We start from the raw sequence: 23798 nt of genomic DNA, 5'->3' as shown, positions 1-23798 counted from the left end.
CTCCCTATCGTGCTTCGGTCAGAACCCGGCGCGCCTCGAGAAGCATCCGGATCGCCGTGGCCAGCAGAAACAGAGCCATCGGCGCATAGACCCAGCTCATGGGGATATCGAGCACCGGCGTCTTCATCCGGTCAGCGAAGACGATGTAGTCGGCGGTGACCGGAAGGGCCGCCAGAAACAGTCCGGCGGTGACGAGGAGTGTGACGCAGTCGCTGATCAGCCTGAGGCGCGGGGGAAACGCCCGGTACAGCAGGTCGAAGGCGATCTGCTTGCGGTAGGGGACCATGAAGGCCCCGCCCCAGAACACGACCCAGACAAACAGGGTCGCGATCATCTCGTCCGGCCAGCCGAGCGGACTGCGGAACACATAACGCACGACGATCTGAAGGATGAAGGTCGCGAAAATGGCGACATAGGCGGCGACGCCGACAAACTCCGCCGCCCTGCCGATCCGATCGAGACCGGAACGCCGTCTGGATGCCATCTGGGTCCCGGTCCCGCTCATGCTGGTCTCCCCGACCGTGCCGCCTGGGCCTCTTCCGATCGGGAAGGCTCTAGTCGTTGGCAGCCTTGATCTTCTCGATGAGGTCTTCCGACCAGTCGTCGGAGCGGCCCTCGTCCTCGTAGACCTTCGCCATGTGAGCCCGGAAAGCGTCAAGGTCCGGCTCGCTCACCACGATCCCCTGCTCCTTGAAGTAGGCGATCTGCTTGTCCTCGTCGGCAAGCCGCATGGTGTCGTTCCAGGCGCAGGCGGCAACGGCGGCAGCCGTCAGCTTGCCCTGTAGATCGGCCGACAGCTCCTCGTAGACCGGCGTGGCGATGGCATAAAAGACGTTCTGGACCATGTGATCGGTCAGCACGACCTCCTTGGTGACCTCGTCCAGCTTGGCCGCCCGGGTGATGGTCACGGGATTGTCCTGACCGTCGACGGTCCCCGCCTTCATGCCGAGATAGACCTCCGACATGGCCATCGGCGTCGGATCCACACCGAGACCCTTGCCGAGGAGCAGGAAGTCGGGCGCGCCCGGCATGCGCAGCTTGATGCCCTGCATGTCTTCCGGCGTCTTGACGTTGCGGACCTGGTTGAGCGCCACTTCCCGGGTGCCGAGATAGCAGTCGGCCAGGATGTGGACGCCCATGTCCTCCTCCACCTTGGCGCGGTAGTCCTCGCCGATCTCGCTGCCCCAGACCGCCTTCAGGTGATCGTAGTCGTCGAACAGATAGCCGGCGTTGAAGACCGACAGTTCGGGAACGAACTGGGCGACCTCGAAGGTCTGCAGGGTGTTCATCTCCAGATTGCCGCGCTGCATGGCGGGGATTTCGGTGCCCTGCTTGAACAGGGTGCCGCCGGGATGGACGGAGACCTCGAAGGCGTCCGGCGCCGTGGCCTGCAGGATGTCGCCGAAGATTTCCATCGACTGGGTCAGGATCTCGCCGGGAGGGGCCGGGGTGGAAAAGCGGAGCTTGACCGGATCGGCGCTCGCCGCCGTCACCGGAAGCGCCAGGAGAAGTGCCGCGCCGAGGGCCCCGCGGCCGATCCGCCCGGTCAGGGTGGCTTTCGAGATGTGTTTCATGCCGTTCTCGCTCTGGGTTTGAGGTGCTGTTTCTTTTTGTTGGATGTCTCCGGCCGAGCCGGCGTCACGCGCCCCGGGGCGCCTGAACGACCACCGAAAGGTGGCCGATGCCGGCGATTTCGGCGTCGATGCGGTCGCCGACCGACAGGAAGGTCTTCTTCGGCGCGCCCACCCCGGCCGGCGTGCCGGTCAGGATCACGTCGCCGGGATCGAGGGTCATGATGCGCGAGGCGATCGAGATCTGTTCGGCGATGGAGAAGATCATGTCGCCGGTGGTGTCGTCCTGCTTCAGCTCATCGTTGACCCAGAGCTTGAGCGCGAGCGCCTGCGGATCGGAGACCGCGGAGGCCGGGATCAGGCGCGGCCCCATCGGGCAGCTGGTGTCCTGGGCTTTTCCGGCGACCCAGTCGAGCTTGTAGAAAGTGTCCGGCGCCTGGTTCAGATCGCGGGCGGAGATGTCGAGAGCGATCGAGTAGGCGGCGACGTGGGACAGGGCGTCCTCGACGGAAACGGCGCGCGCGGATTTGCCGATGACGGCGGCAAGCTCGATCTCCCAGTCCATGGCCTGAGTGTCGAGCGGCATCGCGACCGTTTCCCCCTCACCGACAACCGCGTTGCGCGCCGGCTTGAAGAAGAAGAACAGGCGCTGAGCCTCTTTTGCGAGGTTGGTCATCCCCATCTCGGCCAGGTGGGCGTAGTAGTTCGCGCCGGCACACAGCACCTTGCCCGGATAGAGGATCGGAGCCAGCCGCGTGGTTTCCGGCACGAGGTCGGTTTCGTCGACCGCCGCAGCGGCCTTTTCGAGCATCGGCAACGTCGCGGCCCAGTCGTCGAAGAGAGCCACGACGCTGTCCACCGGGGCACCGCCGACCCGGGACAGGGACGGAGCCAGCCGATAGAGCTTTCCGCCCGCTTCCAGGCAGGCAATGGGGTCCGACGGATCGCCGACGGTTGCCAGGGCCCAGGACGACGCGATCTCGGTATTCGGGGTCATCAAAAAATCTTCCTGTCGTGAGGCGCCGACAAAACCACCGCCTTGCTACAAACCATGATTGATTTTATAAAACGCGGGTGTCAACACAAAACAGAGAGTCGGGATGGCGGTCACTGCCAAGCAGCCCACGGGCGGCGCCTACGAGACACTGAGATCCGAAATCCTGCACGGCGACCTGATGCCGGGCGACCGGCTGCGCGTGGCCGAGCTCAATGAAAAGTACAAGCTCGGCCTCACCCCGATCCGCGAAGCGCTCGTGCGCCTGTCCAGCGAAGGCCTGGTCGCAAACGAGAGCCATCGGGGCGCGCGGGTCCCGGAGACGACGCTCGCCGAGCTTTCCGATCTGATGCGCACGCGGCGGGAAATCGAGGAGCTGTGCCTGCGCCACTCGATCGCCAACGGCGACGAGACCTGGGAGGCCGACATCCTGAGCGCGATGCACCTCCTGTCGCGCGCGAGCCTGCCGAAAACGCCGGAGGACCGCCAGACCGCCGCCGAATGGGAGGCCCGGCACAGACGTTTCCACTACCTGCTCGTCTCCGCGTGCGGGTCGCCGTGGCTTCTGACCATCTGGAACATGCTGGTCGACCACTCGGAGCGCTATCGGAAGCTCCGCCTCCTGCTGCACAGTCAGAGCGATGCCGACGTGCGCAATCTGAATGCCGAGCACGAGCAGATCATGCAGCACGTGCTGGATCGCAACGCCGATGCGGCCGTCGCGCTGATGGACCAGCATCTCGGCCGCACCGAAGCCGCCGTCGCCCGGCTCCTGCGGCTCGAGGACGAACAGGACTGAGGCGCGCAGGCAGGCCGCGGATGCGAAGCCGCTGCCGAACCCCATCGAAAGGGACGCCGATGGGTCAGCGCAGGTCCTTTCTGAGGCGCGTGGGCGGGGACGTTGCGGGATCTTCCGGCCAGTTGTGCTTCGGATAGCGTCCGCGCAGGTCCTTGCGCACGTCGCTCCAGCTGCCGGCCCAGAAGCCCGGCAGATCGCGGGTGACCTGGACCGGCCGGTCCGCCGGCGAGAGAAGATGAACGACGAGGGGACTGCGGCCCGCGGCAACGACGGGATGGTTGGCCAGCCCGAACAGGTCCTGGACCCGGACGGCGATGGTCGGCTCGTCGGCGCGATAGTCGATGGCGACAGACCGGCCGGAGGGCGTTGTGAGCCGCGCCGGGGCGAGCCGGTCGAGATCTCCCGAAAGGTGCGGCAGAAGCATCGACGAGAGCGCGGCTTCCAGATCGCTGCTCTTAATGTCGGAAAGTGCCACAGCTCCCGGAACGAAAGGCGCAAGCCAGTCGGCGGGGGCCGCGGCAAGCGCCTCGTCGGACACGTCCGGCCAGGGCTCCCCGACCGAGCGCCGGAGGAAGGAGAGCCGGTCTTTCAGCTGCCGGGCCGTCTCGGAAAACGGCAGAGCCGAGAGGCCGCGCGCGCCGATTGCGGCCATCAGCACGTCGAGCGTCTCGGGGCCGGCGGACGGGACGGACCGGACCTCCGACAGGACCAGCGCGCCGAGCAGCCGACGTCGCGTCAGGCGGACCGCGGCCGCGTCCGGATCGAAAGCGAGGCTCTCCTCATCGACGATCCGCTCGGCAAAATCGCTCTCGATCGCGGCCTGATCGAGGGGGGCGGCCAGGAGAATGCGGGCATTCTGGGCGGCCCCCTGGAGCTCGCCGACGGCGAGATAGCGCTCGCGCGCAAGCGTGTCGGCGGGATCGAGAACGGCGCCACGGCCGCTGGCCGTGCGATAGCTGCCGGGTTTTCCGCGCGCCTGGGCGATGCGATCCGGAAAGGCCAGAGCAAGCAGACGTCCGACCTCAGATGGAGCGGCGGATGCCGAGGCCGCGCGCCGGGCACCGGCGGCCTGCGCCCAGCGTGCGGCCGTCTCCCGGGCGCGCGTCGCCCGTGCGCTGCGATCGGAGCGCAGAAGGTCCAGCCGATGCGCCAGATTGGTGTCCCGTCCCCCAAGGCCCTGCTCAGTCAGGACCAGAGCAACCTCGGCGGCGATACCGGCCTGATCCCGACCGGCCGCCGCATGGATCATGTGCGCCAGCCGCGGCGGCAGCGGCAGCGCCCTGAGCGCCCGCCCCTCCGGGGTGATGCCTCCCCGCTCGTCGAGCGCGTCCAGAGCGGTCAGAAGCTGGACCGCTTCGCGCCAGGCAGGACCAGGCGGCGGGTCCAGCCAGGTGAGATCGGCGGGATCACGCACCCCCCAGTCAGCCAGATCCAGAACCAGCCCGGACAGGTCCGCCTCCAGGATCTCCGGCGGGTCGAACGCGGGAAGCGACGCCGTCTGCCCCTCCGCCCAGAGCCGGATCGCGATGCCCGGCCCGGTGCGGCCAGCGCGGCCGCTGCGCTGATCGGCGGCCGCCCGGGAGACGCGCTCCGTCACCAGCCGGGTGAGGCCGGTCGCCGGCTCGAAACGCGGACGCCGCGCGTAGCCGCAGTCGATCACGACCCGCACGCCGTCGATGGTGATGGAGGTCTCGGCGATCGGGGTGGCGAGCACCACCTTGCGCCGTCCGGAAGCCGGAGGCCGGATCGCGGCATCCTGGGCCTTGCCGTCGAGCCCCCCGTGAAGCGGCACGAGATCAACATCGGACGCGACCCGATCGGCAAGGCGCGCCAAGGTCCGCTCGATTTCGGCCCGGCCCGGCAGGAAGACGAGCAGGGAACCGGTTTCCTCCCGCAGCGTCGCGCAGACGCAGTCGGCCGTGATTTCCTCGATCCGGGCACCGGCCGGCCCGGGTCGGTAGCGGATCTCGACGGGAAAGCTGCGGCCCGCGCTCTCGATCACCGGCGCACCGCCGAGCAGAGCCGATATTCCGGCCGCATCCGCCGTGGCCGACATGGCAATGACCCGCAGATCGTCTCTGAGAGCCGCCTGCACATCGAGTGCAAGTGCAAGCCCGAGATCGCTGTCCAGACCGCGTTCGTGCACTTCGTCGAACAGCACCGCAGCCACGCCGCAAAGCTCCGGGTCCGCCGTGATCATCCGGGTGAAGACGCCGGCCGTCACCACCTCGACCCGTGTCCGTGCGGAGACCTTTGCATCCATGCGGACCCGGTAGCCGACCGTTTCGCCGACAGGCTCACCAAGGGTTTCCGCCATCCGCCGTGCTGCCGCGCGGGCCGCCAGACGACGCGGCTGGAGGACCAGAATGCGCCGGCTGCCGCGCCATGCCTCTCCCATCAGCGCGAGCGGCACCCGCGTCGACTTGCCGGCTCCGGGAGGTGCGACCAGAACTGCCGCAGTTTGGCTGCGAAGCGCTGCTAGAAGATCGGGGAGGACGGCTTCGATCGGGAGCGTCATCACAAAGAGGTCGGGAACACGGCCGGCGCTTGGCACCGGCCGAAACCAGAACTAGGGTTCGGGATCCTCGCGCAGGTAGGACCGTCAATCGTGACTTTTCTCAAGATCTTGCTCGCCAAGGCACTTCTTGCACTCGCGTTCGCCGTGTCCATTCTCCCCGCAGCCTCCGAGGTGCCGAACGTCGCGGACTGGGAGAATGTCGAGAAGGCGGCCGAGGGTCAGACCGTCTATTTCCACGCCTGGGGCGGCGAACCGCGCATCAACGCCTATATCCGCTGGGCCGCCGCCGAACTGAAGGCCCGCTACGGCATCGAACTCGTCCACGTCAAGGTCGATGACATCGCCCAATCGGTCTCGCAGGTCCTCGCCGAGAAGATCGCCGGTCGCAACCGGGCCGGCGAAGTGGATCTCATCTGGATCAACGGCGAAAATTTCGCAGCCATGCGGGAAAACAATCTTCTCATGCGACCGGGGTGGGCCGACAAGCTGCCGAACTGGCGCTATGTCGACACCGAGGACAAGCCGACGACCACCGTCGACTTCACCATTCCCACCAAGGGGCTCGAATCTCCATGGGGCATGGCCCAGCTCGTGTTCCTGTATGACAGCGCCCAGGTCGAGGATCCGCCAAGAACGCTCGACGCGCTTGTGGACTTTGTTGCTGCCAATCCGGGCCGCTTCACCTACCCCCAGCCGCCGGATTTTCTGGGCAACACCTTCCTGAAACAGCTCCTCGTCACGCTGGCGCCGGATCCGGAGGTGCTGTCCCGACCGGTCTCCGACGATGTGCTGGACGAAACGCTCACCCCGGTCTTCGACTATCTTGAGCGGCTGCGGCCCAACCTGTGGCGGCGGGGTCAAACCTATCCCCGCAACGTCGCGGAGAACCGCCGTCTGTTCGCCGATTCGGAGGTTGAGATCGCAATGACCTTCAATCCCGCAGACGCGAGCGCGGCGATCGAGAACAAGGAACTGCCCGACACGGTCCGCCCTTACGTGCTGGACGGCGGCACCATCGGCAATTCCCATTTCGTCGCGATCCCGTTCAACTCGGATGCCAAGCCCGGCGCGCTGGTTACGGCGAACTTCCTGCTTTCGCCCGAAGCCCAGGCGATCAAGGCAGATCCACGTATCTGGGGCGATCCGACGGTGCTCAACGTCGCCGAATTGCCGGTGATCGACCAGACGCTGTTCGCCGATGCGGACGAGAACCCGGCGATGCTGTCGGCGTCGGAACTCGCTCCAACGCTGAGCGAACCCCATCCAAGCTGGACGGAGGAACTCGAACGCGCCTGGCTGGAGCACTACGGGACGAACTAGGTCAGGTCCCGGCCGGACCGGACAGACCGGCACCGAACGCTCTCCCGCTCTCGCCCCTGGGCCGCTTCAGATCGGGGCGGTACCAGCCGACCGATTGGCAACGATGGTTCGTTTCGCCCCGACGCTTACGATAGCCGTCCTGATCGGACCCGTGATCGCCGGCCTGGCCGGGATCGCCCTGCCCGCGTTCGGCTATCTGCCCGCTCTCGGGCGGACGTCGTTCTCCCTTTCGCCGATCGCCGATCTTCTGGCGATGCCGGGCCTTTGGCGATCGGTCCGACTTAGCCTGTGGACCGGCCTCGCTTCCACTGCGATCACCTGCGCGGTCACCTTCCTGTTTCTCGCGGGATGGTCGCAAACCCGCGCCTTCCACTGGATGCGGCGCCTGCTGTCGCCGCTTCTGTCGGTTCCGCACGCGGCCGCAGCTCTGGGCCTCGCCTTCCTGATCAGCCCGTCGGGCTGGCTCGTTCGGCTGGTCTCGCCGTGGGCGACCGGCCTCGACCGTCCGCCCGACCTCCTCATCGTGCACGACCCGGCCGGCATCGCCATGATCACGGCCCTCGTCGCCAAGGAGGTGCCGTTCCTGCTTCTGATGGCGCTGGCCGCCCTGCCTCAGACCGACGCCACCCGCCTGTCTCATGTCGCGGAGAGCTTCGGCTACGGTCGCATGGCGGGCTTCGCCTACGCCGTCCTGCCCAGGCTCTACAGCCAGCTCCGTCTGCCGATCTTCGCCATCATCGCTTTCTCCACCTCGACGGTCGACGTCGCGCTGGTGCTCGGCCCCACCCTGCCCGCACCGCTGGCCGTCCGTGTCGTCGACTGGATGAACGATCCGGACCTTGGCCGGCGTTTTATCGCCTCCGCCGGCGCGCTGCTGCAGATCACCGTCACCGGGACGGCGCTTCTGGCATGGCTCGGACTGGAGAAGATCGTCGGACTGATCGGTCGCCACGCCATATCGTCCGGAAAGCGCTATCGCCGCGACGGCGTCACCCGGCTTGCGGGAGCAAGCCTCGCGCTGCTGTGCGTCGTCGTGATCGCTGCCGGTCTGGCCGGCCTTGCGGTGTGGTCGGTGGCCGGCTTCTGGCGCTTCCCGGATGCTTTGCCGGCCACCTTTTCCCTCGACACCTGGAAGTCCAACTGGGCCGAAGCGGCCACGCTGTTCCGCACGACGCTCGCCATCGGCGCGATCGCCACTTTGCTGGCCGTCTTTCTCACCCTCGGTTGCCTCGAAAACGAGAGCCGGCGGGGCCGTGCGCCCGGCAAAGGCACGCTTTCCCTCGTGTTCGTTCCGCTCATGATGCCGCAGGTCTCCATGTTGTTCGGACTGCAGATCCTGTTTCTAACCGTCGGGCTTCCGCCCACGGTGACGACGGTCGCCCTCGCCCATCTCGTGTTCGTGCTGCCCTACGTGTTCCTGGCACTGGCCGATTCCTGGCGCGCCCTCGACCCGCGCTATGCCATGGTCGCGGCCGCGCTCGGTGCCGGGCCGGAACGGACGTTCCGACGGGTGCGGCTGCCGATGATGCTGCCCGCGGTGCTGACCGCCGCCGCCGTGGGGTTCGCGGTCAGCGTCGGACAGTATCTGCCCACCCTCGTGCTGGGCGCCGGACGGGTCGTCACGGTGACCACCGAAGCGGTGGCGCTGTCGGCCGGCGGCAACCGCAGGCTCGTCGGGCTTTTCGCGGTTCTTCAGATGGTATTGCCCCTGATCGGCTTCACGATCGCCCTGCTGGTGCCGGCCGTCCTTTTCAGGAACCGCTCCGCCTTCAGGCTGGCCCGGCCATGACCCATTTCGAGGCCGGTCTCACTCTCGATCGCGTCGTGCTGCGCAAGGCCGGAGACGTGCTGGTGTCGCTCTCCGCGACGGTCGCGCCTGGAACCGTGCTGACGCTGATGGGTCCGTCGGGAACCGGCAAGTCGACCTTGCTCGCCTTCGTGGCGGGATTTCTCGGCGCCCCCTTCTCAGCCTCCGGGGACGTGTGGCTCGACGGACGCCGGCTCACCGAGCTTCCGCCCGCCGAACGCAAGGTCGGCCTGCTGTTTCAGGACCCGCTCCTGTTTCCGCATCTGTCGGTGGGCGGCAACATCCGATTCGCCATACCGGCCGGGATCCGGCCACGCGAGCGCGATGCTGCCGTGACGCAGACCCTGGCCGCAGTCGGCCTGCCCGGGCTGGAGCGTCAGGACCCGGCAACGCTGTCGGGCGGCGAACAGGCCCGAGTGGCACTCGCCCGGGTGCTGGCCGCCCGGCCAGGCGCGCTGCTTCTGGACGAACCCTTTTCCAAGCTCGACTCCGCGCTGAAACGGCAGATCCGGGCGCTCGTGTTCGACACGGCGCGTGAGCGCGACCTGCCGGTCCTGCTCGTGACGCACGATCCGGCCGACGCGGAGGCCGCCGGCGGCGAGGTCGTCTCGCTGGCCGACTGACGACAGAGCGGCGCCGTCCGATGGGCATAAAAAAACGGGCGCCGAAGCGCCCGCTTTGATCCCGAAACGCTTCGGGAAGTCACTCGGCTTCGTTCGCCGGAGCCGCCTGAAGCAGGCTGTAGCGCTCGACACCGATCGATTCCAGAAGCTGAAGCTGGGTCTCCAGGAAGTCGATGTGACCCTCCTCGTCCGACAGCAGCTCCTCGAAGAGATGCATGGAGACGTAGTCGTCCTTCTCTCGGCAGACCTTGCGCGCTTCCATGTAGAGCGAGCGCGCGGAATATTCGGCCGCAAGGTCGCACTCCAGCACTTCCTTGATGTTCTGGCCGATCCGCAGCGCATCCAGCGTCTGCATGTTCGGCAGCCCTTCGAGGAAAATGATCCGCGTGGCCAGCTTGTCCGCGTGCTGCATCTCTTCGATGGATTCTTCGCGCTCCTTCTTGGCGAGCAGCGTGAAGCCCCAGTCGTCGAGAAGCCGGTAATGCAGCCAGTACTGGTTGATGGCCGCCAGCTCGCTCTTCAGCGCGCGGTTGAGATAGTCGATGACTTCGGGATCACCCTTCATCGCGAAAACTCCAGTTGGACGAAAGCCTCAGTTTTGAATGATTCAAAACTTAGCCGCCCCGAAGCGTGCCGTCCAGAGCAGCGAACTGAATTTCGCCAAAAAAAGTCAGGATTTTCGCGACCGGTTCTCAACAAGCCCCGTTCCGGCCCGCGGAACGTCCCGGCACGTCACGTCGAGTAGACGTGAACCCGGTGCAGCACGTCCGGCGCCTCACCCGGCATGCCGGCAAACGCCGGGGTCGAATCGACATGGCGCCACTCGCCGTCGAACTGAAGCTGCTCGATCACGCCACCATAGTCCGGATCGATGCCGTCATCGGCCCTGAGCGAGAAGACGATCCGGCCACCCGGCCGCGTGACGCGAAGCAGCTCAGGAATCGCGTCGGGTCCGGCATGGCCAGGGGTCAGCGTGCCGATGCACACGACCACCGAGAAGGAATCGGAGGGAAAATCCAACCGGTCGCCGAGACGCATGCTGCGAAGAGCTTCGTAGACCTCCTTCTTTTCAGCCTCGGCCAGCATGTCCTCGGAAAGGTCGATCCCGGTCAGGCCATCGAAGCCGATCAGGGTGAGAAGCTGGCCCACCAGCCCGGTGCCGCATCCCGCATCGAGGATCGGACCGTCCCCGACACCGGCATGGCGAGCGACCATTGCAGCCGCGACGGACGGCAGAAGATAACCGAAGCCGGCGAGGTCACGCTCGTAGCTGCCGGCCCAGTCCGCGTACGCTGTGCGCCGCTCATCGTCGGTGCGCGCACCATAGACACGCGCAAGCCGGTCGGTGGCGGAGTCAGCCATCGAATGTCTCCTTGTGGCTTGTGTCATGCGCGACGTCCGGAGCTGGAACCAACCGCGGACACCGCAGCAACCGCCCAGGGACGGCGGAGCGACATGACGGGCAGACGCACTATAGGCAATCGGGCGGATTTGACCAAACCAGCACCAATTGCCGCAGAAATGCGCAGTGCTTTGCCGCGAAAGTATTCAGCCGATCGGAAAACTCAGTTGAAGAAGCGCAGCCGGCGTTTCGGCTGCGGCTCTTCGCCTTCGTCCGTATCGGGGCCGGGATCGTCGGGCGGAGTATGGAGTGGATACTCCGCGCTCCCGGCCTGGGCGGCGCCATTGCTGCCCGCCGGAGCATTGCTTCCGGCCGCCGTCCTGTTCGCATCGGCTGCCGCCTCGGCCGGGGCTGCCGCCTGAGCCGGCTGTCCGGTCTCCGGCTCGCTTGCCGATGGCGGTGGCGACATGGCCGCCGGCGGCGCCGGGGGCGGGACGATTTCGTCCGGCTCGACGGCAGAGCCCTTATCCGCAGCGGCTTCAGGCTTCGGAGCCGGCGCGGCAGCCGCAGCCGGCACGGCCACGACGGCCGCATCGGCCGACGCCGGCTCGGCGGGGCCGACCGTCTTCATCTGGGCGGTGGCCGGCTCCAGCATCGCCTTGTCGATCGGAGGTTCGACCACGCCGCCGAGCGCCTCGACCGGCACCCGCCACTCGAAGGCATCCAGTCGCCCGGAGACCGGCGAAACCGGCGCCCAGGTCTCCGAGACGATCCCGTCGGCGGTCCAGACCGGATCCTTCGGCGCACGCAGCGCCCGGGAGAGCCATTCACGGACCCGCCCCTGATCGTTGGTCTCCGCTTCTTCGATCTCCGCCATCAGCAGGCAGGCACGCTGGGTCGGACTGGTCTCCAGAACCGGACGCATGACCGTACGCGCCTCGTCGAATTCGCGCGCGTCGATCGCCGCTTCCGCGATCGCGAACGAGCCTTCCGAACTGGTCGGGCGCAGCGCGGCCAGCGACCGCATCCGCTTCAGTCGGTCGCGGGCGGCGTCGCCGTGGCGGATGTGGCTGTAGGCCTCCGCCAGCTCCGGATGCGGCTCCTTCTTCCAGGACTGCTCGATCACCTTGGCGGCCCGGCGGACGTCGCCGAGACGGGCCAGGAGACGCGCGGCAACGGTTGCGGCCGGCACCAGATCGGGGGCCAGGCTGTGCGCTTCGAGGGCAAAACCCTTGGCCTTCTCCGGCTCTCCGAGCTCCAGCTCAAGCGCCCGGGCCGTGAGGAGCACGGCCTTCAGCCGTCGGGACGTCGCCTTGTCGACCAGCTTGTTGTGGGTGTTGCGGTCGAGAATCTTGGTGGCCGTCTCCCAGTCGCGATCGGCCGCGGCGTGTTCGAACTGGGCCTGGGCGGCCCAGGGCAGGCTCGGCGCGATCTGAACGGCCTCGTCCGCGCAATGCCGGGCGGCTTCGCCCTCGCCTTCACGGATCGCCTCAACGTAAAGACCGTGCAGGCCGAGCAGCCGGGTGTCCTGGTCGGAGAGCATGTCCGCGAACAGGGCGCGCGCCTGGGCTCGATCGCCGCCGAGCTGTGCCGTCTGGGCTTCCAGGAGCGCCACCGCGGGTTCGCGGGGCAGCGTGCGGCGCGCTTCCACGGCGTAGCGCCGGGCGAGACGCTGGTCGCCCGAGCCCACCGCGATCAGGCCGTTCGACAGGGCGCGGAAGCCGCGCTCACGGCGACGCCGGTCGAAGAAGCGGGACATCCGCCCAGGCGAGGTGACGATCGCGCGGAACAGCGACCACAGGATGATCGCGACCACCACAAGCGCGAGAAGAACGACGACGGCGACCGTCGTCGAGGTCTGAATCTCGTAGCCGAGCCAGGTGACATCCACGGCACCGGGACGGTCGGCGATCCAGGCACCGCCGAGGGCCAGGGCGAAGATCAGGACCAGGAAAAGGAGAAGTCGGATCATGGCGCTTGCTCAATCAGTTCCCGGACGATGAGGATGTGTCGGCGGCGGACGGCGCCGGACTTGCGGAACCGGACGACGCGTCGCTCGGCTGAAGCGTGGACAGGACCTCACCGGTCACCTGATTCACGAGTTTTTCGGCGGCGACCCGTGCGGCAAGCGCATCGTGCCACTCCTTGGACGCGGCCCTGGCGGGCTCGGGCAGCGTCTGCCAGGCGGTATCCGCACCGGCAAGATCCCCGGAACGCAGGTCCGTGCCGATCGTATCCAGTGTGGCACCCACGCTTTCGCCGCCCTCGGCTCCGGTGCGCCGAATCGTGACCAGGGATTCCGCATTGGCCAGGAGGCCGGACACGAAGCCGCTCTGGGCCGCCTCGCCGCGCAGGCTGTCACGAATGTCGCGTTCCACCGCCGGGAACCGCTCGACCAGCGCCTGTTCCGTCGGCAGACCGCTTTCGGCATACGGCTTCAGGGGTGCGACGATGGCCGGGTCATCGAGACGCGAGGTGACGGCCGCGAGGGACGCACCGAACGGCTCGCCCGTGCGCACCGCGTTTTCCAACATCGCCGTAGCCACCGCCAGTGCCGCGATTTCGCGCGGACCCGGCCCGCCGAGCTGTTCCTCGATCTTCTGAACGCGGCCGGACAGTTCCGAAACGGTGCTGCTCAGGGACTGGACGGAGCTCTGGATCGACGCCTGGGTGGACTGGAGCGAGGCCACCGACTGCTTCAGCGAGGCGATCGCGCTGTTGGCCTGCTGCGCCTGGCTGGCAGCCTGGCTCGCCGCGTTCGACGCCTGACTGGCCGCATTGTTGGCGCTGGCGGCCTGACTGGAGGCGTCGGAAGCCTGCTGGGTCGCGGCCTGAACCGAGTTTCGCAGCGTCTCGATCTCGCCGGGCGTCACGGCGGTCGCCGCGTCGCTCAGATTGCCCACTCGGGACTCCAGCGCCGTGATGCGGTCCGGAACGCCGCTGCCCAGTCCTTCGATCGAGCTCTTGACCGATTCCAGGTCGGACCGCAGCGCGCCGATCTGATCGCCGCCGCTCCCGGACGATGCATCCGCCACACGCTGTTCCAGGTCGTTCAGCCGGGATTCAAGCCCCGTCGCCACGCCCTGAGCGCCCGGCAGGAGGCCACGGGTGAGCGCAAGATAGCCACCGCCCAGGACCAGAACCGCTCCCAGAAGCGCCGCGACGATGAGCCCGAGCGGCCCGGTCCCGCGCCGGACAATGGTGATTTCCTGCGGCGGGAACGTCCCGTCATCATCGTCGTCGGGGTCTTCACCCGTCGGGGCGGCACCGCGCTTTTCACCGGGACCCGAGGACGTTTCCTTTTTCGGATCGGGGGATTCGGCTCGCGCGCCGGAGCCGCCGCCCTCCGGCGCCGCAGGTCCCGTAGAAGGAACGCTGCTGGTGCGCGGACGGGCGCCCCCGCCGGCGGAGGCCGCAGCGCCCGCGTCTGCCTTGGTCACATCACCGGGATCGGAATCCTGCCAGACCGTCGCGGACTTTTGCGAGCCAGTACCGGATACTGATGCTTTTCCAGTCGTCACGGTGTCCGTCTCGGTGGTGCGATCGGCCGTCTTGTCGGCAGAAGGCTTTTCGGCAGCCGCCTTTTCATCAGAGGCTTTGTCGGAAGACGCCTTTTCGGGAGAAGCCTTTTCGGGAGACGCCTTCTCGGCAGCGCTCTTCTTCGGAGCTGACCCGGGCGCGGCGTCGTCCTTATCCGTCTCCGGCTTTTTCGAGCCACCCGAATCGGAGACGTCCGATGCCTTCAGATCGATGACCGGAGAGTGCCGCTTGTCCTTCCCGCCGCCCGGATCGTTCGGATCACTGGTCGCCGCCATCTAAATCCCCGCTTGCTTCAACCTGTTCCGGCACTCTAACGCCACCCTCGTCCCGGTTATACATCAATTGCCACGACCGGCCCGCGCGGTCGACCGGTCGGAAGGCCGCAAGGCTAACGATCTGCCGTCACGATCCGGGCGCGGCCCCATCACGCCCGGGCGACAGCTGCCAGTAGAGCGGGGTGGTCCGGCCGATCGGCCACAATCAGGTCTCCGGCGCCGGCATCCCGCAAGACGTCCGCGACGGCCATCGACAGACAATAGTGCCGGACGGCCCGAAGTGGTTCCAGCACATCCGCTTTTTCGGCGAGATGAACCATCGTCTCCGCCGAGCGCGGAGAGAACGAGAGAATGCCATCGATCCGCCGGTCCGCCAGGGCCGACACGACCTCGTCGGGCAGCCTCTCCGCCTTTTCGGCGGCATAGACGATCCGCGTCTCCACCGACACGCCTGCGTCGGACAGAAGAACGCCGAGGTCGCCGGACCGTTCGCGGCCTGCAAGATGCAGCACCGAGCCGACCGGATCGGGCAGCGCCGCGATGAGCTGAGCCAGCGCCGCGAGGTCGCCGGCTGCAGAGCGGACCTGTCCAAAGCCGATTGCCCGGGCCGCCTCGGCCGTCGCATCGCCGACGCAGAAGACGGGCAGATGCTTCAGCCTGTCCGCCTGCGGATGCAGGGCGACGGCGCGCACGGCGCCGCGGCTGGAGAACACCAGCGCGTCGGCCGCGCCCGGATCGAGGGAGACCGTCTCGTCCGTGACGATCTCCATGAGCGGGGCGAGCAGAACCTCGTGACCCGCGTCGATCAGCGCCCGACAGGTGTCCTCCGCCTGGGGCATCGGCCGCGTGACCAGAAGACGCATCGGCCTCTCAGACCCAGTCCGCGAAGAAGGCCGGGCCGCCCCGCGCGCGCAATTCCGCACCAAGTTCGCGCCCGACGGTTTCCGCCTCGGCGGGAGACGCCGTCATCACCTCTTCCTCGAACCGCCGCCCGTCCGGCGTCGCGATCAGGCCGTAGAGGCTGAGCGTGTCGGCCTCTATCCGGGCAAGGCCGGCGATCGGGGTCCGGCACGACCCGTCGAGTTCGGCAAGGAACGCGCGCTCCGCCGCCAGGCACGTCCCCACGGTCTGATCCAGAAGCGGCGCGAGCGCCTCGCGAATCGCCGTGTGGTCGCTGCGCGTCTCGATCGCGATCGCACCCTGGCCGAGGGCCGGAGGAAATCGTTCGGGGTCGAGAACGGCCGTCGCCACATCGGGCCGGCCGAGCCGGTTGAGACCGGCCATGGCCAGCAGGGTCGCATCGACCTCGCCGGCTTCCAGCTTGCGCAGCCGGCTCTGGACGTTGCCACGGAAGTTGACGACCTCCAGATCCGGCCGCAACCGCTTCACCAGCGCGCCGCGCCGCAGGCTGGCGGTTCCGACCACCGCGCCCACCGGCAGATCGTCGAGGGTCGCGACCTTCAGCGAGATGAAGGCGTCGCGGACGTCCTCCCTGGGCAGAAAGCCGGCCAGCGACAGCCCGTCCGGCAGGACGGTGGGAACGTCCTTGGCGGAATGGACGGCAAGATCGAGGGAGCCATCGAGGAGACCGTCCTCGATCTCCTTGGTGAAAAGCCCCTTGCCGCCGAGCTCCGAGAGCGGGCGGTCGAGGACCTTGTCGCCGGTGGTCTTGATGACCACGACCTCCACGGCCTCGGCCGCGAGGCCGGTGGCGGCGACGAGACCGTCGCGGACGGCGTTGGCCTGTGCCAGCGCCAGCGGGCTGCCACGGGTTCCGATACGGATGCGTTCCAATTGCACGATGTGCGTGTCCGGTGATACCGCTGAAGATCGAGGTTCGGACCATAGCGGTGCTGCGGTCCGTGGCCAACCCGGCTGGTGAGACGGCCCGGCGTGCCCGGCCGGAGAGCAAAGACCACGAATGATCGTACTCGGCATCGAGACAAGCTGCGACGAGACGGCGGCCGGCGTGATCCGGGCCGAGCGGCCAGGCCACGGCGAGATCCTGTCGGACGTGGTGCGCGGCCAGGTCGAGGCCCATGCCGCCTATGGCGGTGTCGTCCCGGAAATCGCCGCGCGCGCCCATGTCGAGGTGGTCGACGAGGTGGTGGCGAAGGCGATGGCCGACGCCGGCCTCGGGTTCGCCGATCTCGATCTGGTGGCCGCGACCGCCGGCCCCGGCCTGATCGGCGGGCTTTTGGTGGGCCTCACCACCGGCAAGGCGATTGCCGCCGCTGCCCGGCTTCCGTTCCGCGGTATCAACCATCTCGAGGCCCATGCCCTCACCGCCCGGCTGACCGACGAGCTGGCCTTTCCCTATCTTCTGCTTCTGGTCTCCGGCGGCCACAGCCAGTTCATCCTGGTGGAGGACTTGGGCTCCTACCGGCGCTGGGGCACGACCATCGACGATGCGCTCGGCGAGGCCTTCGACAAGACCGCGAAGCTGCTCGGGCTGGGCTACCCGGGCGGACCGGAAGTGGAAAAGCGGGCAGCCGACGGCGACCCGACCCGGTTCGCCTTTCCGCGCCCGCTCGCCGACCGCCCGGATCTCGCCCTCTCCTTCGCCGGACTGAAGACCGCCGTCCGGCTCGCCGCCGAGCGGACCGACCCGCTCGACGCCCAGGCGATCTGCGACATCTGCGCCGGCTTCCAGGCAGCAATCGCCGACGTGCTCGCGGTGAAGGCCGCCCGAGCTCTGGCGCAGCTGCGCAGCGAGACCGGCACGGATGCACCAACGCTGGTCGCGGCCGGCGGCGTCGCCTCGAATCGCACGGTCCGCCAGGCGCTGGCCGGGGCGGCGGAGGATGCCGGCGGACGTCTCGTGGTCCCGCCCGCCCGACTGTGTACCGACAACGGCGTCATGATCGCCTGGGCCGGCGCCGAGCGGGCCATGGCAGGCCTGGAAGACGATCCGGAGATCACCGCGCGCCCGCGCTGGCCGCTGGATGCTGACGCCGCGCCGCTCGTCGGCTACGGCCGGCTCGGCGTGAAGGTCTAGGCCGATGAGCGAATCGCGCGAGATCGGCGTGATCGGCGCCGGCGCCTGGGGAACAGCACTCGCCCTTGTGCTGGCCCGCGCCGGCGGACGGGTCACCCTCTACGCGCGCAATCCGGAGACGGTCGCGGCGATCAATGCCGAACGGACCGCGCCGAGCCTTCCCGGCGTCGCCATCGAGCCGGGTGTCGAGGCTACGGGAGATCTGGCGACGGCGGCCGGCAAGGAGCTCGTCATCCTCGCCACTCCGGCCCAGACCACCCGCGAGGTGTCGACCCAGGCCGCCGCCTTCATCGCGCCCGGCACCCCGCTCGTGATCACCGCGAAGGGAATCGAGCGCGCCACCGGACGCCTTCTCTCCGACGTGGTCGCCGAAACGGTTCCGGACGCGCGGGTGGCCGTGCTGTCGGGCCCCGGCTTCGCCGGCGAGGTGGCCCGGGGCCTGCCGACCGCCGTCACCATCGCCACGGCCGACACAGCACTCGCGCCATCGCTCGCGGAAGCCTTCGCGGCCCCCGGCTTCCGGCCCTACGTGTCCGACGACCTGCGCGGCGTCCAGATCGGCGGCGCGCTGAAGAACGTGCTCGCCATCGCCGCCGGCATCGTCAAGGGACGCGATCTTGGCGCCAGCGCCCACGCCGCCCTGGTGACCCGCGCGCTGGCCGAACTGATCCGGCTGGGCGACGCGGAAGGCGCCCGGCGCGAGACCCTCACCGGCCTGTCCGGGCTCGGCGACCTGATGCTGACCTCGACCAATCCGCAGTCGCGCAACTTCGCCTTCGGCGAGGCGCTCGGCAGCGGTGCGGCCCGGCCCTCCGACGCGGCCGCCGGCGGGCCCCTTGTCGAAGGCGCGGCCACCGCTCCCATCGCCGTGCGGCTCGCCCGGGACCTCGGGGTCGACGCGCCGATCATGGAGGCGGTCGCCGCCGTACTCGCCGAAAAGCTGACCATTGATCAGGCGATCGACGCCCTGCTCAGCCGCCCGCTGAAACGCGAACACGATTGATGCTCCGCCTCCGACCGCGACCTTCTCAGCCGGCCGCATCTGGGCTAGCGATGGGCGACGCGTGTCAGCACTCCACAAGACCCTGAAGGAAGACCAGCCATGCTCTACATAGCCATCTGCCAGGACAAGCCGGACGCCGGCGACATTCGCGCCAACACCCGGCCCGACCATCTGGCCTGGCTGGAGCGGAATGCGGAGAAGGTGAAGCTCGGCGGACCGCTGACGTCCGAGGACGGCTCTATCTCGGTCGGATCGATGATCATCGTCGAGGACGAGACCCTAGAAGGGGCCCGCGCCTTCTTCGCCGAGGATCCCTACGCCAACGCCGGGCTGTTCGCATCCGTTGCTGTGGTCCCGTTCCGGGCCACCGTCGGCACGAAACTCTGAGGACGGGCGATGGCATACTGGCTGTTCAAGTCCGAGCCGGGAACCTGGTCGTGGGACGATCAGGTCGCGGCCGGAAAGTCTGGAACGGAATGGGACGGGGTGCGCAACCATCTGGCCAAGAACCAGATGCAGGCCATGAAGAAGGGCGATCTCGGCTTCTTCTATCATTCGGTCAACGAGAAGCAGATCGTCGGCATCGTGAAGGTCATCAAGGAAGTCCATCCGGACTCCACCGACAGCACCGGCAAATGGTTCTGCGTGGACATCGCCGCCGTGAAACCGCTGAAGGAGCCGGTCACGCTTGACGCGGTGAAGGCCACGCCGGAGCTCGGCGAGATGGCGCTGGTCAAGAATTCCCGCCTGTCGGTCCAGCCGGTCACCGAGGACGAATGGAGCCGCGTGTGCGAGATGGGCGGAGTAAAGGCCTGACCACCGGAGCGGCCGTCAGCAACGGATCTTCCGACCGGCGCGCGTTCATCCGGACGCACACCCGCCTGTGGCCGCCGCCGCACGTGCCGGAGATCCGGCTGCATCTCGCCGACGAGGCGATGGATCTGTGGGAGCAGACCGAGGAGCAGCTTCAGGAGATCGGCCTGCCGCCGCCGTTCTGGGCGTTCGCCTGGGCCGGCGGGCAGGCGCTCGCCCGCTATCTGCTCGATCACCCCGAGACGGTCGCCGGCAAGCGCGTGCTGGATTTCGCAAGCGGCTGCGGGCTGGTGGCGATCGCCGCGGTGAAAGCGGGAGCGGCCTCCGCGACCGCGACGGAGGTCGACGTCTTCGCCATCGACGCGATCGCCCTCAATGCGGAGGCGAACGGGGTCCCGGTGACGGCGCTATACGAGGATGTGCTTGCCTCCCCACCCCCGCCGGCGGACGTCGTCCTGGCCGGCGACGTGTTCTACGAGCGGCCGATGTCGGACGCCGTGATCGCTTGGCTCGACCGGGCGCGGGCAGCCGGAGCCGACGTCCTGATCGGCGATCCGGGCCGCACCTACCTGCCGAAAGACCGGCTGGAGGCCGTTGCGGACTACCGCGTCGAGGTGACCCGGGCGCTTGAGGACTCCGAGGTCAAGCACACCACGGTCTGGCGCCTGAAGCGGCCGGCTTGATGTGATTTGAATCCAAGGCAATGCTCCAGGTTGAATTCTTTTCATCTCGGAGTCTGCAATGGCCTATCGATTGCCGCCGCTCGCCTCGTTGAGGCTGTTCGAGGCCGCATCGCGCCACACCAGCTTCAAGCAGGCGGCAGACGAGCTCGGCCTGACACCGAGCGCCGTAAGCCACGGGATCGACACCCTGGAAACGTGGCTCGCGGTCTCCCTGTTCGAACGGTCGGGGCGATCGCTGGCGCTGACCGAGGCCGGACGGGATTTCCTACCCTACGTGACAGAAGGGCTGTCGATGATCGCGACCGGGGCCCGGCGCGTGTCGCCCGCCCTCGGCGCGAGCCGGATCCGCGTCAGCGTCGCACCGACGTTCGCCCGCCGCTGGCTGATGCCGCGCCTTGCCGAATTCCGCCGGCGGCGGCCGGACATCGATCTCCACATAGACACCAGCCACCGCCAGGCGGTGCTTCCGCTCGAGGGCGTTGATCTGGCTATCCGCATGGCAGCCGGACCGTGGCCGTCGTCGGACTGCGATCTTCTGTTCCGTGAAGCGCTGCTCCCGGTGGCGGCCCCCGCCTACCTCGATCAAATTCTCATCGACCGCCGCCATGTCGACTGGTCGAAGGCCCAACTCATCCACGTCTCGTCCGTGGAGAACGACTGGCCGGCCTGGCTCGCGGCCCATGGTCTGGAAGCGTCCGGCGGCGGCCATCTCGTCTGCGACGACATCGACCTGGCTCTCGACGCCGCGACGGAGGGGCTCGGCGTGACACTCTGTCGCCTGCCGCTCTGCCGCGACGCTCTCGACCAGGGACGCGTGGTGGCCCTCCCCTTCGAGCCGCTGCCGATCGAGACCGGCTACTGGGTGACCGTACCGGCCGGACGCGAACCGAGACGCGAGATCGAGGCCTTCCGCGCGTGGTTGCGCGAGGAGGCCCAGTCGGACATTGCATGAATGAAATTCACTTGAAGCGAGACTTTCTCGTTTGTCCGGCCGGCAGCGCCGGCGGATCGTGGGGGACCTTAACCAAGCCAGGGATCCGCCCCCATGTCCGACCCAGTCCTCTGCGAAATCGACGACCGTATCGCCACCCTGACCCTCAACCGGCCCGACAAGCTGAATGCGATCAGCTACGGGGTCGCCGATGCCCTGATGACCCACCTCGACGCCCTGGAGATGGACGGGCGCGCGGGCGCCGTCATCCTGACGGGCGCGGGAGACAAGGCGTTCTCCGCCGGCGGCGACATCCATGAGTTCTACGAGAGCGTCCGGGCCGACCCGGCCACGGCGGTGCGAGACTTCGTGCGTCGCGGTCAGGCGATGACGGCGCGCCTGGAGACGTTTCCCAAACCGGTGATCGTCGCCGTGAACGGACTGGCCTATGGCGGAGGCTGCGAGATCACCGAAGCGGCCCATCTGGCAATTGCGGGCGAGACCGCGCGGTTCGCCAAGCCGGAAATCAATATCGGCATCCCCCCGACCTTCGGCGGGACCCAGCGCCTGCCCAGGCTCGCCGGCCGCAAGCGGGCCCTGGAACACCTTCTGACCGGCGATCCTTTCGGCGCCGACCGGGCCCTGGAACTCGGCCTGGTCAATGCCGTCGTTCCGGACGACCAGGTGATGGAGACGGCACGTGCGCTTGCCGGCCGGATCATGCGTCACTCTCCCCTCGCCGTCGCGGCGATCATCAGCGCTGTCACCCGGGGATTGAACATGAGCATCGCGGAGGGCCTGCTCGTCGAAACCGAACAGTTCGCGAAAATGGCGCCGACCAACGACACGCGCGAAGGCCTGAGCGCCTGGATCGAGCGCAGGGTCCCGGACTATACCGGCACCTGAAGCTCAGCCGGGCGTCGCCACCCCGACACCCAGGACGATCGGGTATTTCCACCCGATCGGAAAAGGATCTAGAGAAGGCGCATGGACACCGCAGCGCCCAAAGCCGTCATCGTCATTTCCTCTCTCGTCGCGCGCGGCGCCATCGGTCTGCGCGCGACCGGCTTCGCCCTGGAACGGCTCGGCCATCCGGTCTGGGCGGTGCCCACGGTCTTCCTGCCGTGGCACCCGGGGCACGGCCCGTCGACCCGCACCGTCACCGATCCCGCGAACCTGGCCGCCGCCCTCGACGAACTCGCCGACAGCCAGTGGCTGGACGAGGTCGGGGCCATCGTGTCGGGCTTTCTCGGCGCCGCCGAGCACGCTGAGGCGATCGCCTCCTTCGTCGACCGGGTGAAGGCGCGCCAGCCGGACGTTCTCTATCTCTGCGATCCCGTCCATGGCGACGCAGGCGGCCTCTATATTCCGGAGCGCCGGGCTGACGCGATACGCGACACGCTGATCCCGCGTGCCGACATCGCCACGCCGAACCGCCACGAACTCGCCTGGCTGACCGGAATGGCGACGGACGACATCGGCTCCGCGCTTGCCGCGGCGCGCCGCCTGGGGCCTGACCGGGTACTGGTCACGTCGGCGCCGGCGCTCATGCGCAATTCGATCGCCACGCTCTACGCGACGCCGCGCGGCGCCTGGGCCGCCGAACATCCCCTCGTCGCCCATCCGCCGCATGGACCGGGCGACCTGTCTGCCGGGCTGCTGATCGACCAGGTGCTCGCCAACCGGCCCGACGAGGCCGCGCTGGAGCGGACCGCCGCCGGTGCGTTCGAGATCGTCGCGCGGTCGGCCAAGGCCGGCTCCGACGAACTGACCCTCGTGGCCGATCAGGGCCGGCTGCCGCGGCCGATGGCCATGGTGCAGATGCGCCGGCTGGCCGAAGCGAAGGCATGAGCACGACGGCCGCGGGCGTCGACGGCTGCCGGGGCGGCTGGGTCGCCGTGATCCTGGACGGCGGCCGGCCGGAGACGGCGGACGTGAGAACGGTGGCGCGCATCGCCGACCTCGTCCGGGGTCTGCCCGAGACCGCCCTTCTCGCCGTCGACATGCCGATCGGGCTGAGGGACCACACACCGCCCGGCGGACGCGGACCGGAACGGGCGGTGCGGCCACTGCTCGGCATGCGCCAGTCTTCCGTGTTCTCGGTACCGTCGCGCCCGGCGGTCTACGAGGACGACTATCCGACCGCCTGCCGGATCGCGCGGGAGACGTCCGATCCGCCCCGTGCGGTCTCCAAGCAGTGCTTCTTCCTGTTCGACAAGATCCGCGAGATCGACGGTCTGCTGCGCGACCGGCCGGAGCTGATCGGCCGCATCTACGAGACCCATCCGGAAGTGGCGTTCTGGCGCCTCAACGGCGGCCGCGCCATGACCCTGCCGAAGAAGGTGAAGAGCCGGCCCTCTCGCCCGGGCCTCGACGAACGGCGGGCGCTTCTGGAGCGGTGCGGCCTCCCCGGCCGCCTGTTCGATGCGCCGAGGCTACCCGGCGTCGGCGAAGACGATCTGATCGACGCCGCGGCAAACGCCCTGATCGCCTGCCGGATCGCGGACGGCTCGGCCGCACCCTTCCCAGCGCCCCTTGAACGGGACGCCTGCGGCCTGCCGATCGCGATCTGGGTATGAAC

At 68.2% G+C, this 23798-nt stretch carries 23 protein-coding genes; 13 read left to right on the top strand and 10 right to left on the bottom strand.

From position 1 onward, the window contains the following. Nucleotides 1-4: 4 nt before the first annotated feature. From J2S73_RS08215 to J2S73_RS08205, 3 genes are all read right to left on the bottom strand, one after another. Entirely contained in the window at nucleotides 5-505 is a 501-nt protein-coding gene (locus J2S73_RS08215; protein ID WP_306885034.1) for a TRAP transporter small permease, read from the bottom strand. 49 nt (nucleotides 506-554) lie between these two features. Further along, a complete protein-coding gene (dctP, locus tag J2S73_RS08210) occupies nucleotides 555-1574 on the bottom strand; it encodes a TRAP transporter substrate-binding protein DctP (RefSeq protein WP_306885033.1) in 1020 nt (339 codons plus the stop codon). A gap of 64 nt (nucleotides 1575-1638) precedes the next feature. Then, nucleotides 1639-2568, bottom strand: a complete 930-nt coding sequence (locus J2S73_RS08205; protein WP_306885032.1) for a fumarylacetoacetate hydrolase family protein — start codon at nucleotides 2566-2568, stop codon at nucleotides 1639-1641. Nucleotides 2569-2671: 103 nt separating this feature from the next. Here J2S73_RS08205 and J2S73_RS08200 point away from each other — a divergent pair, with 103 nt between their 5' ends. After that, nucleotides 2672-3364, top strand: coding sequence for a GntR family transcriptional regulator (locus J2S73_RS08200; protein ID WP_306885031.1), 693 nt, complete (start codon nucleotides 2672-2674; stop codon nucleotides 3362-3364). A 64-nt stretch (nucleotides 3365-3428) separates the two neighbouring features. Here J2S73_RS08200 and hrpB read toward each other — a convergent pair whose 3' ends face one another. Further along, nucleotides 3429-5882, bottom strand: coding sequence for an ATP-dependent helicase HrpB (gene hrpB, locus J2S73_RS08195; protein ID WP_306885030.1), 2454 nt, complete (start codon nucleotides 5880-5882; stop codon nucleotides 3429-3431). A gap of 87 nt (nucleotides 5883-5969) precedes the next feature. On the opposite strand from hrpB, the gene J2S73_RS08190 reads away from it, so the two are divergent. From J2S73_RS08190 to J2S73_RS08180, 3 genes are all read left to right on the top strand, one after another. Continuing rightward, nucleotides 5970-7202: an ABC transporter substrate-binding protein gene (locus J2S73_RS08190; RefSeq protein WP_370874434.1), complete on the top strand. Its 1233-nt coding sequence runs from the start codon at nucleotides 5970-5972 to the stop codon at nucleotides 7200-7202. 103 nt (nucleotides 7203-7305) lie between these two features. Further along, entirely contained in the window at nucleotides 7306-8991 is a 1686-nt protein-coding gene (locus J2S73_RS08185; protein WP_306885028.1) for an ABC transporter permease, read from the top strand. Further along, nucleotides 8988-9632, top strand: a complete 645-nt coding sequence (locus J2S73_RS08180; RefSeq protein WP_306885027.1) for an ATP-binding cassette domain-containing protein — start codon at nucleotides 8988-8990, stop codon at nucleotides 9630-9632. The genes J2S73_RS08185 and J2S73_RS08180 overlap by 4 nt, the downstream gene beginning before the upstream one ends. A gap of 79 nt (nucleotides 9633-9711) precedes the next feature. Here the strand turns inward: J2S73_RS08180 and bfr are convergent, their stop codons facing one another. The 6 genes from bfr to hemC all read right to left on the bottom strand — a co-directional run bounded on the left by bfr (nucleotide 9712) and on the right by hemC (nucleotide 16589). Then, complete coding sequence (gene bfr, locus J2S73_RS08175) at nucleotides 9712-10197, bottom strand: bacterioferritin (RefSeq protein ID WP_306885026.1); 486 nt, start codon at nucleotides 10195-10197, stop codon at nucleotides 9712-9714. A gap of 167 nt (nucleotides 10198-10364) precedes the next feature. Continuing rightward, nucleotides 10365-10994 carry a class I SAM-dependent DNA methyltransferase gene (locus tag J2S73_RS08170; RefSeq protein WP_306885025.1) on the bottom strand — a complete coding sequence of 210 codons (630 nt, stop codon included), beginning with the start codon at nucleotides 10992-10994 and terminating at the stop codon, nucleotides 10365-10367. Between the two features lie 203 nt (nucleotides 10995-11197). Continuing rightward, on the bottom strand, nucleotides 11198-12946 hold the full coding sequence (locus J2S73_RS08165) for a heme biosynthesis protein HemY (protein ID WP_306885024.1): 1749 nt from the start codon (nucleotides 12944-12946) through the stop codon (nucleotides 11198-11200). Nucleotides 12947-12959: 13 nt separating this feature from the next. Next, entirely contained in the window at nucleotides 12960-14789 is a 1830-nt protein-coding gene (locus tag J2S73_RS08160) for a COG4223 family protein (RefSeq protein ID WP_306885023.1), read from the bottom strand. A 149-nt stretch (nucleotides 14790-14938) separates the two neighbouring features. Beyond that, nucleotides 14939-15652 (bottom strand): uroporphyrinogen-III synthase, encoded by a 714-nt coding sequence (locus J2S73_RS08155; RefSeq protein ID WP_306885022.1) that lies wholly within the window; start codon nucleotides 15650-15652, stop codon nucleotides 14939-14941. A gap of 7 nt (nucleotides 15653-15659) precedes the next feature. Continuing rightward, the gene (hemC, locus tag J2S73_RS08150; RefSeq protein ID WP_306885021.1) at nucleotides 15660-16589 is read right to left on the bottom strand and encodes a hydroxymethylbilane synthase; all 930 of its coding nucleotides are present in this window, start codon (nucleotides 16587-16589) and stop codon (nucleotides 15660-15662) included. Nucleotides 16590-16710: 121 nt separating this feature from the next. Here hemC and tsaD point away from each other — a divergent pair, with 121 nt between their 5' ends. From tsaD to J2S73_RS08105, 9 genes are all read left to right on the top strand, one after another. Further along, nucleotides 16711-17787 (top strand): tRNA (adenosine(37)-N6)-threonylcarbamoyltransferase complex transferase subunit TsaD, encoded by a 1077-nt coding sequence (tsaD, locus tag J2S73_RS08145; RefSeq protein WP_306885020.1) that lies wholly within the window; start codon nucleotides 16711-16713, stop codon nucleotides 17785-17787. A gap of 4 nt (nucleotides 17788-17791) precedes the next feature. After that, nucleotides 17792-18790: an NAD(P)H-dependent glycerol-3-phosphate dehydrogenase gene (locus J2S73_RS08140; protein WP_306885019.1), complete on the top strand. Its 999-nt coding sequence runs from the start codon at nucleotides 17792-17794 to the stop codon at nucleotides 18788-18790. A gap of 99 nt (nucleotides 18791-18889) precedes the next feature. Continuing rightward, nucleotides 18890-19177, top strand: a complete 288-nt coding sequence (locus J2S73_RS08135) for a YciI family protein (protein WP_306885018.1) — start codon at nucleotides 18890-18892, stop codon at nucleotides 19175-19177. Nucleotides 19178-19186: 9 nt separating this feature from the next. Continuing rightward, nucleotides 19187-19606: an EVE domain-containing protein gene (locus J2S73_RS08130; RefSeq protein WP_306885017.1), complete on the top strand. Its 420-nt coding sequence runs from the start codon at nucleotides 19187-19189 to the stop codon at nucleotides 19604-19606. Continuing rightward, a complete protein-coding gene (locus J2S73_RS08125) occupies nucleotides 19567-20286 on the top strand; it encodes a class I SAM-dependent methyltransferase (RefSeq protein ID WP_370874405.1) in 720 nt (239 codons plus the stop codon). The genes J2S73_RS08130 and J2S73_RS08125 overlap by 40 nt, the downstream gene beginning before the upstream one ends. A 58-nt stretch (nucleotides 20287-20344) precedes the next feature. Continuing rightward, the gene (locus J2S73_RS08120) at nucleotides 20345-21238 is read left to right on the top strand and encodes a LysR substrate-binding domain-containing protein (protein WP_306885015.1); all 894 of its coding nucleotides are present in this window, start codon (nucleotides 20345-20347) and stop codon (nucleotides 21236-21238) included. Between the two features lie 93 nt (nucleotides 21239-21331). Beyond that, nucleotides 21332-22123, top strand: coding sequence for a crotonase/enoyl-CoA hydratase family protein (locus tag J2S73_RS08115; protein WP_306885014.1), 792 nt, complete (start codon nucleotides 21332-21334; stop codon nucleotides 22121-22123). A gap of 81 nt (nucleotides 22124-22204) precedes the next feature. Further along, nucleotides 22205-23068 (top strand): pyridoxal kinase PdxY, encoded by an 864-nt coding sequence (pdxY, locus tag J2S73_RS08110; protein WP_306885012.1) that lies wholly within the window; start codon nucleotides 22205-22207, stop codon nucleotides 23066-23068. Continuing rightward, entirely contained in the window at nucleotides 23065-23796 is a 732-nt protein-coding gene (locus tag J2S73_RS08105; RefSeq protein WP_306885011.1) for a DUF429 domain-containing protein, read from the top strand. Before pdxY ends, J2S73_RS08105 begins: the two co-directional genes overlap by 4 nt. The last annotated feature ends 2 nt before the right edge of the window (nucleotides 23797-23798 follow it).

This window comes from Amorphus orientalis, assembly GCF_030814015.1.
In the GTDB taxonomy this organism is placed as follows: Bacteria; Pseudomonadota; Alphaproteobacteria; order Rhizobiales; family Amorphaceae; genus Amorphus; species Amorphus orientalis.
The sequence above is the reverse complement of the archived record's forward strand: the minus strand, read 5'-3'. Positions and strand labels throughout refer to the sequence as shown.